The organism is Oliverpabstia sp., from assembly GCF_022785585.1.
Taxonomy (GTDB): domain Bacteria; phylum Bacillota; class Clostridia; order Lachnospirales; family Lachnospiraceae; genus Oliverpabstia; species Oliverpabstia intestinalis.
In genome coordinates this window covers 1-17,651 of sequence record NZ_JALFPR010000104.1, presented here as the reverse complement: position 1 = coordinate 17,651, position 17,651 = coordinate 1, and the positions used below count along the sequence as shown (strand labels likewise).

The following is a 17,651-nucleotide window of genomic DNA, read 5'->3' as shown; positions in this document are numbered from 1 at the left end:
ATTTGCAAAAGTGATGGGGTATTCCCTGCACTCTCTGTTTCCGGTGCATTCTCCGGAAGGACTGCCAATGTTAGGAACTATTCTGATGTGGATTTCGTCCTATATCCTTGCAATGGTCGTATCACTGATCCAGTATCGCTTATTTCCCGGAGAAATGGAGACAATCAACGAGGGACTGAATGATGTGATCTACAGCGTACCTTTCTGGGTATCTGTGATCGTAGTTGCGCTGCTTCCGGCAATCTGTGAGGAAGCGGTTCACCGCGGTGTAATCATTCATACCATGTATCGTATCCGAAAAGAATGGCTGGTCGTTCTGATCATGGGTATCTATTTTGGTCTCTTTCATGCAAACCCACTTCGTTTCCTGCCTACTGCGATCCTGGGAGCAGTTATGTCCTATATTATGTTGGAGACAGAAAATATGGTATATTCCTCCGCATTTCATATGATAAATAATCTGGTTCCCATGGTGCTGCAGGAATTTCTTCTGAAAACGTCTCAGCTACAGCAGGCGCAAAATCAGCTTACCGGTGCTGATGGAACCATGACGGTTCCTCTGATTTCCATCGGTGTTTATCTGATCCTTGGAGCAGCTGTTCCTTTCGGAATGTACCTGGGCAATTATCTGTTACACAGACGAGATAATGTAAAACAACCGTTTTTCCCGAAAGAACAGATGGATCGCACAGTACTCAAAATTGCAATTCCATCCGCAGTTTTCTTCATTGCAGGAATCATTTGTTTTGGATGTGGAATTTATTTTGAGTCCATGTTATAATTATATTATTGAGCTAAAATGACGTATATTATTAAAAACCGTTACAGCAGTGTAAAAGGAGGAACAAAAGTATGGGCAATGTTGCCATCGTCACCGACAGTAACAGTGGTATCTCACAGGCAGAAGGAAAAGAACTTGGAATCTATGTGATCCCGATGCCTTTCTTAGTAGATGGAAAATTATATTTTGAAGATGTGGATATGAACAAAGAACAGTTCTATCATTTTCTTGAAAACGATGCAGACTTATCTACTTCTCAGCCGTCACCCGGTGATGTGATGGATCTGTGGGATAAACTTTTAAAAGAATATGATGAAATCGTGCACATTCCGATGTCCAGCGGACTTAGTGCATCCTGCTCTACCGCTATGGGACTTGCCCGGGATTATGATGGGAAGGTACAGGTAGTCGATAACCAGAGGATCTCCGTTACCATGCAGCAGTCTGTAATGGATGCGAAACATCTTGTTGCTGCCGGAAAGTCGGCTGCACAGATTAAAGAAATTCTGGAAAAAGAGGCACTGGAATCCAGCATTTATCTGATGGTAGACACCTTAAAATATCTGAAAAAAGGTGGTCGTATTACACCGTCAGCAGCACTTCTTGGCTCTGCTTTGAACCTGAAACCGATTTTGCAGATTCAGGGAGACAAACTCGATGCCTACAAAAAAGTCCGTGGTGTCAAAGCTGCCAAAAAGAACATGCTGGAAGCCATGAAAAAAGATGTGGAAGGCCGTTTTTCCGATTATGTCACAAAAGGACAGTTAAAACTTCATGTAGCCTATACCACCGATGAAGAAACTGCAAGACAATGGAAGGAAGAAGTGCAGAGCGTGTTCCCGGATATTGCCATCTCACGAATGGATCCATTATCTTTCAGTGTCACCTGCCATACCGGTCCGGGTGTACTGGCAATTGCGGCATCACATGTACTGGATGGTGTTGAATAACTGTCGTATTCTATTATAATAATATTTCAAGAAAATTTTCAAAAAGCAGTTGACGAATCCAAAAAAGCATGGTAATATTACGAAGTATGCCGCACAAAGAGGTAGAAGAGCTCGAAAGAGCCACCATATTTGGCGAGTAATGATAATAGGAGGTGTGCCATATGTACGCAATTATTGCAACAGGTGGTAAACAGTACAAAGTAGCCGAAGGCGATATCATTAGAGTAGAAAAGCTTGGTGTAGAAGCTGGAGAGACTGTTACATTTGACCAGGTACTTGCTGTAAACAACGACGGTTTAAAAGTAGGAGCTGACGTAGCTAATGCCAGCGTTACTGCATCTGTAGTTGAAAACGGAAAAGCTAAAAAAGTAATCGTTTACAAGTATAAGAGAAAAACTGGTTATCACAAGAAAAACGGACATAGACAGCAGTTCACAAAAGTGAAAATCGAAAAGATCAACGCTTAATCAGGTGGTCTGATGACAAAAGTTACGTTTTATCAGAATTCAGAAAATCAGTGTGTAGGCTTTACCAGTGAGGATCATGCAGGATATGCTCAGGAAGGTGAAGATATTGTCTGCGCCGGTATCTCTGCACTGGTGATCAATACGGTGAATTCTATTGAGGCCTTTACAGAAGATGAGTTTACGATTGATGTGGATGAATCATCTGCACGTATTCATTTTATGATAAAGAACAAGCCTTCCAAAGAAAGTCTCCTGCTGCTGAATTCGTTGATTCTCGGATTACAGAGAATGGAAGATGAACAGTACACAGAATTTATTGATATAATCTTCGAGGAGGTGTAAAAACCATGTTAAATATGAACCTTCAATTTTTTGCTCATAAAAAAGGAGTTGGTTCTACTAAGAACGGTAGAGATTCCGAATCCAAAAGATTGGGAGCAAAAAGAGCTGACGGACAGTTTGTAAAAGCTGGTAATATCCTTTACAGACAGCGTGGAACCAAGATTCATCCGGGTGTAAACGTTGGACGTGGTAAAGACGATACTCTGTTTGCATTAGTAGACGGTGTTGTTCGTTTTGAAAGAAAAGGAAGAGATAAGAAACAGGTTTCTATCGTTCCGGTAGCTGAATAAGCATATGCAGCGGGCTTCAAATCAGAATGGTTTGGAGCCTTCTTTTTATATATTCGATAACAGGAACAGCGACATCATAATTTTAGTTCACTGTTTCCATCTAATATTGACAGATAGGAGAAAAATATGTTTGCAGACAGAGCAAAGATCGTGATCCGTTCCGGTAAAGGCGGGGACGGGCATGTAAGCTTCCGTAGAGAGTTGTTTGTGCCAAACGGTGGTCCGGATGGCGGTGATGGCGGTCGCGGAGGTGATGTGATTTTTGAAGTGGACGAAGGTCTGAATACGTTGAATGAATTTCGTCACAAAAGAAAATATGCAGCACAAAATGGCGAACAGGGCGGAAAAAAACGATGCCATGGAGCCGATGGAAAAGATATCACACTGCGTGTTCCGGAAGGAACCGTTGTCTACGAAGCAGAAAGCGGTAAAGTAATCGCAGATATGTCCGGTGAAAATCGCCGGCAGGTGATCTTAAAAGGCGGTCGCGGCGGTAAAGGAAACATGCACTATGCAACTGCCACCATGCAGGTTCCGAAGTACGCGCAGCCAGGCCAGCCGGCCCAGGAGCTGGAAGTACGTCTGGAACTGAAAGTCATCGCAGATGTGGGACTGGTTGGATATCCAAATGTAGGAAAATCTACATTTCTTTCCCGTGTAACTAATGCACAGCCAAAGATCGCCAACTATCATTTTACTACCCTTACACCAAATCTTGGTGTGGTAGATCTCGATGGTGCTGACGGTTTTGTTATCGCGGATATTCCGGGACTCATCGAAGGTGCATCGGAAGGTGTGGGACTGGGACATCAGTTCCTGCGTCACATCGAGAGAACCCGTGTCATGATCCATATTGTGGATGCCGCTTCCACGGAGGGCAGAGATCCGGTAGATGATGTCTATAAGATCAATGCAGAATTAAAGGCATATAACGCCGATATTGCTTCCAGACCACAGGTAATCGCAGCCAATAAAGTGGATGTGATCTATCCTGACGGAGAAGATCCGATTCAGCGTCTGAAGGACGAATTTGAGCCACAGGGCGTAAAAGTATTTCCTATTTCTGCCGTTACCGGCAAAGGTGTGAAAGAACTTTTATACCATGTAAAATCTCTTTTGGATTCCATTGAGAAAAAACAGATTATTTTCGAGCAGGAATTCTTCCCGGAAGACGTTCTTATTGCGGAAAATCTGCCATATACCGTAGAAAAACTCGACGATGGTCATACTTATGTGGTAGAAGGACCAAAGATTGAGAAGATGCTTGGATATACCAACCTGGATTCTGAAAAAGGATTCGCTTTCTTCCAGAAGTTCCTGAAAGACGGCGGTATTCTTGAAGAACTGGAACAGGCAGGTATTGAAGAGGGAGACACTGTCCGTATGTACGGATTTGAATTTGATTATTACAAATAAAGGAGAGTTTATGACAAGCAAACAAAGAGCATATCTGAAAAGTATTGCCATGACAACAGAACCAATCCTGCAGATCGGCAAATCCAGTCTGACGCCGGAATTTACCCAGTCCGCAAAGGAAGCCCTGGAAGCAAGAGAACTGATTAAGATCAGCGTATTACAGAACTGTATGGACGATCCAAAAGAAATCGCCCGTGTTCTGGCTGAACGGACCGGTTCCCAGGTTGTTCAGGTTATCGGTAAGAAAATCGTTCTTTATAAAGAAGGAAAAAAAGAGAAGAAAAAGATTCAGCTTCCGTAAGGAGAACATCATGAAAAAACGAATTGGAATTATGGGGGGAACCTTTGATCCGATTCATATAGGACATCTGATTCTGGCAGAAAAGGCTTATGAGGAACTGGCTCTCGATGAGGTCTGGTTTATGCCTTCCGGAAATCCTCCCCACAAACAGAACCGTGAGGGACGTGCAAGTGATCAGCAGCGGGTGGAGATGGTGCGAAAATCTATCGCTGACAATCCACATTTCCGTCTTTCCACAGAAGAGATGCATCCGGACGGATATACGTATACTTATGAGACACTGGAGCGACTGCATAAGAAATATCCGGATCAAACGTATTATTTTATCATCGGTGCAGATTCTCTGTATGATTTTGACACGTGGTGCAGACCGGATCGGATCTGTAAAGCAGCCAGTCTGCTGGTAGCTACAAGAAATGCTGTTCCGGAAGAATCCCTGAAAGAACAAATGTTATATCTGGAAGAAAAATACAAGGGGAATTTTATCCAGCTGCACACTCCCAACCTGGAAATTTCCTCACAGACACTCCGTGACTGGATCCGTCAGGGAAAAAGCGTACGGTATTATCTTGTGGATGAGGTATATACTTATATTCGCGAAGAAGGAATCTACCGGGCATAGTCCCGGATTCCTCTCTTGGAAATTACAAAAGATGAAGAATGCAGGAGGAATGTTATGGAAGAACAGAAGTTCAATCTGATGAAGATTGCCGGAAAGCTGAAAAAATATCTGGACGAAGACCGTCTCTGGCATACTCTCGGTGTGATGCAGATGAGTGCATCCCTGGCAATCCGCTATGATTATCCTATGGAACGCGCACAGCTGGCAGGTCTTCTTCATGACTGTGCCAAATGTATTCCGGCAAAGAAAAAGCTGAAAATCTGTAAAGATAATAAGATTCCGGTCACAGACTTTGAGAGAGAGCATACCTTTTTACTCCATGCCAAAGTAGGTGCCTGGGTAGCCCGGGAAAAATATGGTGTAACAGATCCTGAAATCTTAAGTGCAATCACCTGGCATACTACCGGAAAAGAAAACATGACACTTCTGGAAAAGATTGTATATATTGCGGACTATATCGAGCCGGCAAGGAATAAAGCTCCAAGACTTGCTGAGATTCGTAAGATTGCTTTTGAGAATCTGGATCTCTGCATGTATGAGATTCTGCATGACACCCTGGAGTATCTGGACGATGACCCACAGGACATCGATCAGGCAACAATACAGGCCTATAATTACTATAGCGACTTGATTAATACAAAATAAGGAGAACATAAAATGACAGATGCAAAAAAAATGGCACTGCTGGCATGTGAAGCTTTGGAAGATAAAAAAGCTTCTGATATTAAAGTAATTGATATCGAACAGATTACCACTCTGGCTGATTATTTTATCATCGCAAGCGGAAGTAATCGTAACCAGGTACAGGCAATGGCGGATAATGTAGACGAGGTACTGGGAAAAGCCGGTTATCAGCTCAAACAGACGGAAGGCTATTCCAGTGCGAACTGGATCCTGCTGGACTACGGTGACATCGTAATTCATCTTTTCGACGAAGAGAACAGACTGTTCTATGATCTTGAACGTATCTGGCGAGACGGAAAAGTGATGGATGCGAAAGAGCTGAAAGAAGAACAGTAAGTGCATTTTTGCTCGTAACTGTGAAGGTACTGAACAGTTACGATATATCGCAGATAAAGAAAAAGAGTACAGAAACTGATTAGGATTTTCTGTACTCTTTTTTTCGATTACTCATAACAGAGCATCGAATCTCATTTTACATTTATTTTAAAGAGATTATTCCATAAACCGATATACACCGATGACCTTGCCAAGAATTTGCAACTGATCATATACGATGATCGGATCCATGTAATCGTTTTCCGGCTGGAGACGATAACAGTCTTTTTCTTTGTAAAATCTTTTTACTGTAGCAGAATCATCTACCAGAGCTACTACAATATCACCATTCTGTGCATCTGCAGTCTGCTCTACAATTACTTTATCACCATCAAGAATCCCTGCATTGATCATACTTTCCCCAACAACATTCAGAATAAAGGTCTGTGCGTTCGGCATAAATTCCGCCGGAATCGGAAAATAACTTTCCACATTCTCGATCGCCAGCAGTGGTTCACCGGCTGCCACACGGCCTAATACCGGAACATTCACCATCTCTCTGCGCACCAGGTTAAAGTTGTCATCCACGATCTCAATTGCTCTCGGTTTGGTAGGATCACGTCGGATATAGCCATTCTTTTCCAGACTCTCCAGGTGTGCATGAACAGAAGACGTGGACTTCAGGTTCACCGCTTCACAAATTTCACGTACCGCAGGTGGAAATCCCCTGTTCAGAATTTCGTTTTTGATATATTCCAAAATTTCCCGTTGTTTATCTGTAATTTTCCCGTATGCCATAGCTGAATCCTCCCGAACATCTGATTCTCTTTTTCTTTATTATATATCTATTTGCATCTGTAATTGTATTTTTCTGACTTCATTACAAATTCTGTAATTATTTAATTATAATGATAACATATACACACTTAAAATGCAAACACATATTCCGAAAATCTGTTCGGATTTTCTCCAAAATCATATTGACAAACGGACGTTCGAGATCTATAATAAATTCACAGTTAAAGAACAAATGTTCGCAAACATATGTTTTAAAAGTATGGGAGGAATTTACTATGATGAAAGAATACAAAGGAAAGACAACTGTTACACGAAGCACTCGCAGAAATGTACACCCCGGAAAATGTCGTACCAGAAAAACAAAATGCAGACATCTCCCTTTTGCCAGTATGTTTTTGATCTGTCTGGCAACAGTTGCCATACTCCGTTTTACCAGCGTCGATGCAAATGCAGATGTGCAGGAACGTTATAAATACTATACTAACGTTTATGTAGACCGTGATACCACTTTGTGGGGTGTTTCCCAGAAATACATCAGTGATGAATATACAAATATCCGCGCTTACATGGAAGAAGTGAAAAGCATTAACCATCTTCCGGATGATCAGCTGATCTATGGAACTACCATCTGTGTACCGTATTACTCCGATGAATACAGGTAATAAATATAGTTTACTTTAACTCGTGAAGTCCCGGAATAATTATTGATTAGAAAAATTAATAATTAGTTTGTTATTTATTACAAAAAAGGGTGTTCAAATATCTTATCTCCATATATAATAAATAAATAACACCAAGGAGGAAAAAGATAGTATGAGTACCAAAGAAACAGGTCATTCCAGACAGATGGACAAAGCGTTATTTGATTTCTACGGAAAGCCATCGTTCGGACAAGTTATGCCACTGGCGATCCAGCATGTACTTGCCATGATTGTCGGATGTGTAACCCCATCCATCATTGTTGCCGGTGTAGCAGGACTTTCCCAGAAGGATTCCGTTATTCTGATCCAGGCTGCTCTGGTAATGTCAGCACTTACCACGTTATTACAGTTATTTCCCTTTATAAAAACCAGGTGGTTCGCCATCGGTGCCGGACTTCCGGTTATGATGGGTATCAGTTTTGCCTACGTGCCAAGTATGCAGGCAATCGCAGGCGAGTATGATATTGCCACCATTCTCGGCGCACAAATCGTCGGCGGTATTGTTGCTTTACTGGTTGGATTAAACATCAAGCGAATCCGCAAGTTTTTCCCACCATTGATTACCGGAACGGTAGTTTTTGCTATCGGATTATCTTTATATCCAACTGCCATCAATTACATGGCCGGCGGTGCGAGCAGTGAGAATTACGGTTCCTGGCAGAACTGGCTGGTGGCCGTTATCACGCTGATTATTGTAACTTTCCTGAATCATTATGGTAAAGGAATCTGGAAACTGGCATCTATTCTAATTGGTATCATGGGGGGCTATATTGTATCACTTTGTTTTGGCATGATTGATTTTTCTTCTGTATCCAATGCATCATTTTTCCAACTTCCAAAGCCAATGCATTTTGGAATTACCTTTGAACCTTCATCCTGTGTAGCTATCGCCATTTTATTTGCGATCAATGCTGTACAGGCGATCGGTGATTTTTCTGCCACAACAACCGGTGCTATGGACCGTATGCCTACTGATAAAGAATTAACCGGTGGAATTGTAGGATATGGTATCAGCAATATTATCAGTGCATTTTTCGGTGGACTGCCTACCGCAACCTACAGTCAGAACGTCGGTATTGTTTCCACGACAAAGGTAACAAGCAGGAGAGTAATGGGTACAGCTGCAGTCATCTTACTTGCAGCCGGTCTGATCCCGAAATTTTCATCTTTACTTACTACCATACCTTATTGTGTACTTGGAGGTGCAACCATCTCTGTATTTGCATCCATAGCCATGACCGGTATGAAACTAATTGCTTCGGAAGAGCTGAATTTCCGAAACACCACTATCGTAGGTCTGGCAATCGCTGTTGGTATGGGTGTTACGCAGGCAAGCGCATCTCTTGCACAGTTCCCTGACTGGGTAACTACAATTTTCGGAAAATCCCCGGTTGTTCTTGCTACAATTTCTGCGATTGTCTTGAATTTGATTCTTCCAAAGCAGCTCGATCCGAAAACAAAATAAAAACAGACTAATATTTGAAAAGATGTATAGGAAAAAATAAGTTATACTAATTATATTTCTATACATCTTTTTTAATTGACACCAGCGTTTTTTCTATAGATTAGATTGGGTAAATCTCTGGTATTTCTACACATATGATTCTATAATAAAAATATATCTGATATTAGCTGTTCCAAACTAATGTACAATTTGTTAGAACGATTTATATCGGATGATAAAAACGATAAGGAGATTTTATACTGTTTATGAGTCTGACATTGCAGCATGGACGTCCGGAAAATATGACAGAACGTCTGAAAAAAGAGCAAAAAGTATATGAATTACTGGATCTATTACATATCGAATATGACCGAGTGGATCACGAACCGGCGATGCATATGGATGTGTGTGAAGAAATCGATAAGGTCCTGAAAGCCGCAACATGTAAAAACCTGTTTTTATGCAACCGCCAAAAAACCGATTTTTATCTGTTATTGATTCCGGGAGAGAAAATATTCAAAACAAAGGATTTATCTGCGCAGATTGGTAGTTCCCGGTTATCCTTTGGAACTGCGGACTATATGGAAGAATTTCTGGATGTGACTCCCGGCTCTGTGAGCATCCTAGGATTAATGAATGACACTGATCATCGGGTTCGTCTGTTAGTCGACAGCGATGTACTGAAAGAAGAATACCTGGGATGTCATCCATGCATCAATACATCCAGTTTACGTTTAAAAACAAAAGATATATTTAACACATTTCTGAATGCCGTAGATCACAATATGACAGAAGTTCATTTATAAATATCTAAACCTAATTATGTTTCCCTCGTCAATCTATTTGAAAAACTGCGGTTTGTCGTATAGATTGACAGGTCTCTTTTTCTATGATACAATCCATATATCAACTTATTCTGAAAGGACTTTTTATTATGGATCGAGTCACTTATCATGATCAGACCGACATGCAGAATGTTTTAAAACTCCGTGAAGTTCTCCGTACTCTTCCGGAATTCTGCAGGGATTATTTTCGGGCGATTGATGCAACTACAACGACAAAAACCAGGATTTCATACGCATACGATATACGGATTTTTTTCCAGTTTCTGGTACAGGAAAACCCCTTATTTAAAGGTTATAAGCTAACGGATCTGACAATTGATGTACTAGATCAGGTTCAGGCTCTTGATATCGAGGAATATAAGGAATATTTAAAGGTTTATAAGGATGAACGGGACACTTTTATCACCAATGGAGAAACCGGCGTAAAACGCAAAATTTCAACGCTACGGAGCTTTTATAATTATTATTTTCGTCTTGAACTGATCAAGACAAATCCTCCGGCTTTAATTGACATTCCTAAAATTCATGAAAAGGCTATTATCCGCCTGGATGTCGATGAAGTTGCCATGCTGCTGGATTATATCGAACATGCCGGGGATCAGCTTTCCGGTCAGCGAAAAGCTTACTATGAAAAAACAAAAGTCCGGGATCTTGCATTGATCACACTCCTTTTAGGAACCGGTATCCGTGTATCTGAATGTGTTGGGCTGGATGTTGAGGATGTGGATTTTAAAAATGATGCGATAAAAGTTACACGAAAAGGTGGTAATGAAATGTTTGTGTATTTTGGTGAAGAGGTAGAAAAAGCGCTTCTCGACTATCTCGAAGTACGAGCGACTATTACGCCGATTGCCGGACACGAACACGCTCTCTTCTATTCCATTCAGAGAAAACGTATGAGTATTCAGGCTGTGGAAAATCTCGTAAAAAAATATGCAAAACAAATTACTTCCACAAAGAAAATCACGCCACATAAGCTCCGAAGCACATATGGTACTGCCTTATATCGGGAAACCGGTGATATTTATCTGGTAGCCGACGTATTAGGCCATAAAGACGTTAATACCACCAGAAAACACTATGCAGCTATCGGTGATGAACGACGCAGAAAGGCAGCATCCGCTCTTCGTCTTCGTGAAAATCCCGATTCTTAAAGCCATTCGTTCTTTATATTTATTTTAGTTTAAATCAATAATTGAACCACCGGACCAATTATTGATATGCAATGCAACGAGATAAAATACGATTTGCGAATTATACTCGTTATGCAATGCAAAAAAAGCAGCGTTTGCATTTAAGCGAATGCTGCTTCATCTAAAATAATTGTAAACGGTCCATCATTCACAAGAGCAACTTTCATATCTGCTCCAAAAATCCCCTGTTCAACAACCGAAACCTGTTCTTTTGCTCTTTCTATCAGATATTCATACAACTCTTCTGCTTTTTGAGGATCTCCGGCATCCGTAAAGCCTGGTCGATTTCCATGTCTGCAATTTGCGTATAAAGTAAATTGAGACACCAGCAAAAGTTGTCCTCCTATGTCCATCAGAGAACGATTTGTCTTGCCGTTCTCATCTTCAAAGATTCGTAACTGTAATAGTTTTTTCAGATATTTATCCACCACTTCTGTAGTATCATCTTTCCCTACACCAATCAGGACCATCAATCCCTTTTCAATCGCCCCTACTGTTTTTCCATCCACAGAAACACTGGCTTCCTGACATCTTTGTATTACAAACTTCATGACTTTTTCTCCTTCTGTATATCATATCATTTATTCCGTTGTTTTGTGATCCTCTGTATTCACTTCATTATTGGCATTCGCTTTTGTCCGAATTTTACGATAACTTTTAAATACGCTGTCACTTCCCGGTTTCTCTGCAGATGGTGCCACCGGTTTCAGCGTTTCTGCATCCAGATGATCGATATTCTGATAACTTTCCAGATCAATCGGCATACACTTCTTAGTCAGACGATTTTGTATACCATTGCGGATTACTGTACAGATCACCGCACAGGCAGGAACTCCGACAAACATACCGAAAATGCCGAAAAATCCACCTCCCACAAGAATAGCAACTATAACCATAAAGCTTGAAAGTCCTGTGGAACCACCAAGAATCTTTGGTCCAAGAAAGTTTCCGTCAAATTGCTGCAATAACAGGATAAAAATAACAAAGTAAACACATTGGATCGGATTAACCAGCAAAATCAGCAGCGCACTCGGCACCGCACCAATATATGGACCAAAGAACGGAATTACATTCGTCACGCCCACAATAACACTGACAAGCAATGCATATGGCAAATTCAGAATCGTTGTACCTATATAGCACAAAATCCCAATAATAAATGAGTCTAACACTTTTCCAATGATAAATCCACCGAAGGTCTTATCTACATACTGAAGGTCACGAATGATATTATTTGTTGTTCTGGTACTGAACAGGCAGTACAGCAACCGCTTTCCCTGCGCAACGTAAGATTCTTTACCGTACAACAGATAAATAGATATCATGGCACCGATCAGAAAGTTTTTCAAGAATACCAGAACTCCCAGGAATCCTGTAGAAAAGCTTGCAACCAGAAGATTTATTTTAGGCAGAAGATCATCCGTCAGCCAGGTTTCCGCTTTAGATGTTACGGCTGAGAAAATCATACTGGAGTTTTCTTCAAGATCCGGATAATTTTTCAGAAGATTCGTCAGCCATTTTTCTATATTATTAATATATCGTGGCAAATTGTCGATAATGTTTGTGATACTGTTGATCAGTTCCGGGATCAGCACAGATAACAAACCATAGATTCCCAGTAAAAACAACAGTAATGTAATAATAACACAAATCATCCGAATCGCATGGCGTACTTTATGAGTTGGATTCCAGTTTTTTTTCTCACAGATCCGATAAACCACACTGCGCTCCATAAAACGGATAACCGGCCATAGAACATATGATATTGCTGCTGCATATACAATTGGAGTAAGGATGGTATAAATCGTATTCAATCCCCTGGCAATTGATGCCGTATGAAAGATACCAAAGTAAAATAACATACTGGCAGCTATAACGCAAAATGCTGTGATTCCAATCTGGACATATTTCTTTCCCAAGAAGTTTTTCATCTGAACGCCTCCACGAGTTTTCTGTTAATAAACATATATTATCTATTATAGCACAGAATAAAATCCATGTATTAACTATTTATGACTTTTCTGTAAAGTCTTTATTTGATATACTTAAATAACTGTAAATTTATGTTATTCAAAGAATTTACAAATTTATTCTGATTTATACAATTATTCTGATATTTTATAATTGGAGGAACCATACAATGAAACTGCAACAATTAATGAGTTATACAAGACGTGCTATCGATGATTACAACATGATTCAGGACGGGGATAGAATTGCTATCGGTATATCGGGCGGAAAGGACAGTTTAACGCTTTTATACGCACTCCATGGACTACAACGCTACTATCCGAAAAAATTCGATCTGGAGGCAATTACGGTCGATCTGGGGCATCCTGATTTTGATGTGTCAGGCATTCACTCCCTGTGCGAAACCATGAAAGTTCCCTATACCGTGGTAAAAACCGAAATAGCCCGGATCGTGTTTGATGAAAGAAACGAAAAGAATCCATGCTCCCTGTGCGCAAAAATGCGCAAAGGTGCTTTAAACGACACGATAAAAAAACTGGGCTGCAATAAAATAGCTTATGCCCATCACAAGGATGATATTGTAGAAACCATGATGATGTCTCTGATCTACGAAGGGCATTTTTATTCTTTTCCTCCGATCACCCATCTTGACCGCACCGACCTTACGGTGATCCGCCCGCTGATGTATGTTTCTGAAGCAGATGTGAAAGGCTTCTGTAACAAATATCAGCTTCCTGTCGTAAAAAGCCCCTGTCCGGCAGACGGATATACAAAACGACAGTATGTAAAAGACCTGCTCCGAAAACTGAATCAGGAGAATCCCGGTGTGAAAGAGCGGATGTTTTCTGCAATTGTAAACGGCAACATTCCTGACTGGACACCAAAAATCCGCTGATTTACATATATGTGTAAGAAACAAGCCCACATAACAGATCCTCTCACCTGTTATGCGGGCTTATTTATTATACTACACAATATACAGCTTCAGACAGTATAATAAAATTGTAACTGTGAAGGTACTGAACAGTTACATAAAATTTAGTAAATAGCTGTTTTATATCCCTTTTCTTTCAGCTGAATTGCATTTAACATCAGTTCTACAGAGCCATCTACTCCCATTTTACCACTGTCGATACACAGATCATAGGAATCTGCATCACCCCAACGTTTGCTGGTGTAGTAATTGTAATAGCTAGAACGTTTTTTATCTGTTTTGATGATACGATCTTTTGCTTTTGCATCTGTCAGATCATAAATTTTTGCAATTCTTCGAATACGCGTCTGCAGATCCGCGTGGAAAAATACGCTGAAACAGTTATCAAAATCTGCCAGTGCATAATCCGCGCAACGACCGATCATGATACAAGGTCCCTCAGCTGCGATTTTCTTGATAGTTTCAAACTGAGCCAGGAAAACTTTCTGATTAATTGGCATATCAGAGAATGCAGATGAAGTATAACCAAAAGAGTATGTATCCATAACCAGAGAATACAGAAAACTATTGGTTGGTTTTTCATCATGATTCTCAAAAAGTTCTTCGCAAAGTCCACTTTCCTTTGCTGCACGTTCCAGTAACTCTTTATCGTAACACTTAATACCTAACTCTTCTGCAAGGACTCTTCCAATTTGACGTCCGGCACTTCCGTACTGACGACCTATTGTAATAATGGTATTGGTCTTCATAGCAACCCCTCCCGTTCTTTTAATTTATTATAATTATTATAAAATAAAACAAATCAATTGTACAGTACCTATTTTCTTAAATTTTCTAACAAATCAGTAAAATATTCTGGTAATGGGGCTGAGAATTCAATATATTCATTCGTCCGTGGATGAACAAACCCTAAAACCATGGCATGAAGGCACTGCCCTTGCAGATGTTTGAACGGACACTTCGCCGGCCCATAGGTAATATCTCCCACAAGTGGATGACCGATGCTTGCCATATGCACGCGAATCTGATGAGTGCGCCCGGTCTCCAGCTGGCACTCAATAAAAGTGTATGCACCAAAACGTTCCAGCACCTTATAGTGCGTTACTGCAGGTTTTCCGTTTTTGTAGTTGATTGCCATCTTTTTCCGATCCGTGGCATGACGGCCAATAGGCCCTTCTACTGTTCCTTCATCTTCTTTCAGATTTCCATGTACCAGGGCGCGGTATTTTCTGGTGATTGAATGCTCTTTCAGCTGATCTGCCAGACTCTGATGTGCCATATCATTTTTACAGATCACAATAGCACCCGTTGTATCCATATCGATCCTGTGCACGATACCCGGACGCATCACTCCATTAATTCCGGAAAGATGTTCCTTGCAGTGAAACATTACTGCATTGACCACTGTATGGGTATAATGTCCGGCACTTGGATGAACTACCATTCCTTTGGGTTTATTGATGATCAGCACATCTTCATCTTCATACAAAATATCCAGTGGAATATCTTCCGGAAGAATGTCCGGACACTCCGGCTCCGGAAGTTCCAGCTTCACTGTATCGGAAAGCTGTACTTTATAATTTGCCTTTACCGTTTTTTCATTGACTGTCACATTTCCTTCTTTCAATAATTTCTGTAAATAGGATCGCGACTGATCCGGCAGCTGTTCAGAAAGAAATTTATCTATTCTTAAATTTTTCTGTTCCTCATCCGGTGTAAATGTATAGATTTCCACTATGCCTTAGACTCCCTTTTCCTGATGCTTAAGAACTCCAATTCGTCATCTTTATATATGAATAAAATGCTTACTGCAATACCAATAAAAGAAATTACCACAAAAATATCCGCTACATTAAATACCGGGAAATTAATCAGTGAAAAATAGAAAAAATCCACCACATATCCCAGGCGGAGCCGATCTATAAAGTTCCCCAGGGCTCCCGCTGTCAGAACTGATGCTATAATATGCAGCAATGTATAACGTCCGTTTTTCGGACAACGATGCAAAAACCAGAATACTGCAGCCAGATAGATAATCGTCAGAATCACAAAAATAATTCTCTGGTTCTGCAGAATGCCGAACGCAGCTCCACGGTTTTCCAGATAATGCAACTGGAAAACTCCAGGAATCAGTATGATGTCACTCTGATCTTTCAGGTGATGCACAACCAGACTTTTTGTCCATTGATCCAGAAGTGTCAGAATCACCATAAGAATACAGTCCACTCCGATAAATTGTATGGTTTTCTTATTTTTCACTATCCCTTATTCTCCTTCGATCATATCTCCGTTAATAAACTGAATCGCATCCAGAATTTCTTCGTCTGTAACTGTTTTATCGATGTATGCCTGTCCGATCTTCTTGAGAAGAATAAACTTAATCCTTCCGTTATCCATCTTTTTATCCGACTTTGTCGTCTGCAATACAGCTTCATTATCCAGACCATTAAAGAAAATCGGAAGATCAAATCCCACGTTCATATCACGGATCTCGTAGAATTCCTCTGTCGACAGACAGCCTCTTTTGAAAGAGATATAGGCAGCGGCAATGGTTCCAAGTGCCACACACTGGCCATGAAGAAGTTCAAAATTCTTCAGTTTTTCCACTGCATGACCCACTGTATGTCCAAGATTCAACAGTGCACGTTCTCCCTGTTCCGTCGGATCACTTTCCACGACAGCAGCCTTGATCTCGCAGCATTTGCGAACCATTTTCACAAGAACCGGATAGATTCGTTCCTGAATCTCCGACATATGATTAATCGTCCACTCATAAAATCTGGCATCACGAATCAGACCTGATTTCAACACTTCTCCCATGCCACTGGCAAACTGATCTTCCGGAAGAGTTTTCAGCGTATTCAGATTCATATAGACGAGCCGCGGCTGATGGAATGCACCTACCATATTTTTATACTGTGCAAAATCCACACCTGTTTTTCCACCTACACTGCTGTCTACCTGAGCCAGAAGAGTCGTTGGAATCTGGATAAAGTCAATACCACGCAGATAGGTGGCAGCAGCATATCCGGTAAGATCTCCGGTAACGCCTCCGCCAAGTGCTGCCAGTACATCTTTTCTTGTATAGTGATGTTCGATCAGAAACGCGTACAGCTCTTTTACTGTATCCAGATTTTTAGAAGCTTCTCCCGCCGGGAAAGTATACAAATCAACCGTTACATCCAGTTCTTCCAGTGCCTTCTGTACTTCTTTCCCATACAGATTTCCCACTATATCATCTGTTACAATGCAGATCTTGCCACAGGAAAGCTCCAGTTTCTTAACTGCATCCGTCAGTTTTGTAAAATCTTCTTCCCAGAGAATCTGGTAATCAAATTCTGTCTTTGCGCCTTCTCTGTATACGCGTAATTGTTTGCTCATAAAATTCTCCTCCAAAATGATCATCCTGTTGTAACTATTCAGTAGCCATTATCCCACGAGGTGTTTTGGCATAAATATGCCAAAATCCCGAGACATACAAGCAAAAATGCCATCACCGAAGGTGATTTTAAATGCATTTTTGCTCGTAACTGTGAAGTTACTGAACAGTTACATCCTGTTTTATTTTTGTGGAAATGCAGGATCGTATTTGAGAAT

Annotated in this window: 22 protein-coding genes; 15 read left to right on the top strand and 7 right to left on the bottom strand. The window is 40.8% G+C overall.

Features of this window, described 5'->3' with window-relative positions; all coding sequences use genetic code 11:
• The 10 genes from MSA64_RS07310 to rsfS form a co-directional block, all read left to right on the top strand.
• A partial coding sequence (locus MSA64_RS07310; protein WP_287891164.1) for a CPBP family intramembrane glutamic endopeptidase occupies window positions 1-781 on the top strand: 781 nt, incomplete at its 5' end.
• Window positions 782-852: 71 nt separating this feature from the next.
• Entirely contained in the window at window positions 853-1,731 is an 879-nt protein-coding gene (locus MSA64_RS07305) for a DegV family protein (RefSeq protein ID WP_227596284.1), read from the top strand.
• A 161-nt stretch (window positions 1,732-1,892) separates the two neighbouring features.
• Window positions 1,893-2,198, top strand: a complete 306-nt coding sequence (gene rplU / locus MSA64_RS07300; RefSeq protein ID WP_022172494.1) for a 50S ribosomal protein L21 — start codon at window positions 1,893-1,895, stop codon at window positions 2,196-2,198.
• 12 nt (window positions 2,199-2,210) lie between these two features.
• Window positions 2,211-2,540, top strand: a complete 330-nt coding sequence (locus tag MSA64_RS07295; protein ID WP_022172495.1) for a ribosomal-processing cysteine protease Prp — start codon at window positions 2,211-2,213, stop codon at window positions 2,538-2,540.
• Between the two features lie 5 nt (window positions 2,541-2,545).
• On the top strand, window positions 2,546-2,830 hold the full coding sequence (gene rpmA, locus MSA64_RS07290) for a 50S ribosomal protein L27 (RefSeq protein WP_022172496.1): 285 nt from the start codon (window positions 2,546-2,548) through the stop codon (window positions 2,828-2,830).
• A gap of 126 nt (window positions 2,831-2,956) precedes the next feature.
• Entirely contained in the window at window positions 2,957-4,246 is a 1,290-nt protein-coding gene (gene obgE, locus MSA64_RS07285; RefSeq protein WP_022172497.1) for a GTPase ObgE, read from the top strand.
• 10 nt (window positions 4,247-4,256) lie between these two features.
• Window positions 4,257-4,547: a ribosome assembly RNA-binding protein YhbY gene (gene yhbY, locus MSA64_RS07280; protein WP_022172498.1), complete on the top strand. Its 291-nt coding sequence runs from the start codon at window positions 4,257-4,259 to the stop codon at window positions 4,545-4,547.
• Between the two features lie 10 nt (window positions 4,548-4,557).
• Window positions 4,558-5,169 carry a nicotinate-nucleotide adenylyltransferase gene (gene nadD, locus MSA64_RS07275; RefSeq protein ID WP_118316548.1) on the top strand — a complete coding sequence of 204 codons (612 nt, stop codon included), beginning with the start codon at window positions 4,558-4,560 and terminating at the stop codon, window positions 5,167-5,169.
• A 54-nt stretch (window positions 5,170-5,223) separates the two neighbouring features.
• The gene (gene yqeK, locus MSA64_RS07270) at window positions 5,224-5,814 is read left to right on the top strand and encodes a bis(5'-nucleosyl)-tetraphosphatase (symmetrical) YqeK (RefSeq protein ID WP_022172500.1); all 591 of its coding nucleotides are present in this window, start codon (window positions 5,224-5,226) and stop codon (window positions 5,812-5,814) included.
• Window positions 5,815-5,826: 12 nt separating this feature from the next.
• Window positions 5,827-6,189: a ribosome silencing factor gene (gene rsfS, locus MSA64_RS07265; RefSeq protein ID WP_022172501.1), complete on the top strand. Its 363-nt coding sequence runs from the start codon at window positions 5,827-5,829 to the stop codon at window positions 6,187-6,189.
• A gap of 156 nt (window positions 6,190-6,345) precedes the next feature.
• Here the strand turns inward: rsfS and lexA are convergent, their stop codons facing one another.
• Entirely contained in the window at window positions 6,346-6,966 is a 621-nt protein-coding gene (gene lexA / locus MSA64_RS07260) for a transcriptional repressor LexA (RefSeq protein ID WP_022172502.1), read from the bottom strand.
• Window positions 6,967-7,241: 275 nt separating this feature from the next.
• On the opposite strand from lexA, the gene MSA64_RS07255 reads away from it, so the two are divergent.
• From MSA64_RS07255 to MSA64_RS07240, 4 genes are all read left to right on the top strand, one after another.
• The gene (locus tag MSA64_RS07255) at window positions 7,242-7,628 is read left to right on the top strand and encodes a hypothetical protein (RefSeq protein WP_287891159.1); all 387 of its coding nucleotides are present in this window, start codon (window positions 7,242-7,244) and stop codon (window positions 7,626-7,628) included.
• Window positions 7,629-7,779: 151 nt separating this feature from the next.
• Window positions 7,780-9,132, top strand: coding sequence for a uracil-xanthine permease family protein (locus MSA64_RS07250; RefSeq protein WP_287891157.1), 1,353 nt, complete (start codon window positions 7,780-7,782; stop codon window positions 9,130-9,132).
• A gap of 251 nt (window positions 9,133-9,383) precedes the next feature.
• Window positions 9,384-9,917 carry a prolyl-tRNA synthetase associated domain-containing protein gene (locus tag MSA64_RS07245; protein ID WP_118568218.1) on the top strand — a complete coding sequence of 178 codons (534 nt, stop codon included), beginning with the start codon at window positions 9,384-9,386 and terminating at the stop codon, window positions 9,915-9,917.
• Between the two features lie 128 nt (window positions 9,918-10,045).
• Window positions 10,046-11,110, top strand: a complete 1,065-nt coding sequence (locus tag MSA64_RS07240) for a tyrosine-type recombinase/integrase (protein ID WP_154431217.1) — start codon at window positions 10,046-10,048, stop codon at window positions 11,108-11,110.
• Window positions 11,111-11,250: 140 nt separating this feature from the next.
• Here the strand turns inward: MSA64_RS07240 and dtd are convergent, their stop codons facing one another.
• Complete coding sequence (gene dtd, locus MSA64_RS07235) at window positions 11,251-11,700, bottom strand: D-aminoacyl-tRNA deacylase (protein ID WP_154431216.1); 450 nt, start codon at window positions 11,698-11,700, stop codon at window positions 11,251-11,253.
• Window positions 11,701-11,730: 30 nt separating this feature from the next.
• A complete protein-coding gene (locus tag MSA64_RS07230; protein ID WP_154431215.1) occupies window positions 11,731-13,080 on the bottom strand; it encodes an AI-2E family transporter in 1,350 nt (449 codons plus the stop codon).
• A 209-nt stretch (window positions 13,081-13,289) separates the two neighbouring features.
• On the opposite strand from MSA64_RS07230, the gene MSA64_RS07225 reads away from it, so the two are divergent.
• Window positions 13,290-14,015: a tRNA lysidine(34) synthetase gene (locus MSA64_RS07225; RefSeq protein ID WP_262524234.1), complete on the top strand. Its 726-nt coding sequence runs from the start codon at window positions 13,290-13,292 to the stop codon at window positions 14,013-14,015.
• A gap of 143 nt (window positions 14,016-14,158) precedes the next feature.
• Here MSA64_RS07225 and MSA64_RS07220 read toward each other — a convergent pair whose 3' ends face one another.
• The 4 genes from MSA64_RS07220 to aroB all read right to left on the bottom strand — a co-directional run bounded on the left by MSA64_RS07220 (window position 14,159) and on the right by aroB (window position 17,435).
• The gene (locus tag MSA64_RS07220; RefSeq protein WP_154431213.1) at window positions 14,159-14,803 is read right to left on the bottom strand and encodes a cytidylate kinase-like family protein; all 645 of its coding nucleotides are present in this window, start codon (window positions 14,801-14,803) and stop codon (window positions 14,159-14,161) included.
• Between the two features lie 68 nt (window positions 14,804-14,871).
• Window positions 14,872-15,789, bottom strand: coding sequence for an RluA family pseudouridine synthase (locus tag MSA64_RS07215; RefSeq protein ID WP_022172511.1), 918 nt, complete (start codon window positions 15,787-15,789; stop codon window positions 14,872-14,874).
• Complete coding sequence (lspA, locus tag MSA64_RS07210) at window positions 15,789-16,313, bottom strand: signal peptidase II (RefSeq protein ID WP_277663938.1); 525 nt, start codon at window positions 16,311-16,313, stop codon at window positions 15,789-15,791. The genes MSA64_RS07215 and lspA overlap by 1 nt, the downstream gene beginning before the upstream one ends.
• A 6-nt stretch (window positions 16,314-16,319) precedes the next feature.
• Complete coding sequence (gene aroB / locus MSA64_RS07205; RefSeq protein WP_287891152.1) at window positions 16,320-17,435, bottom strand: 3-dehydroquinate synthase; 1,116 nt, start codon at window positions 17,433-17,435, stop codon at window positions 16,320-16,322.
• Window positions 17,436-17,651: the final 216 nt, after the last annotated feature.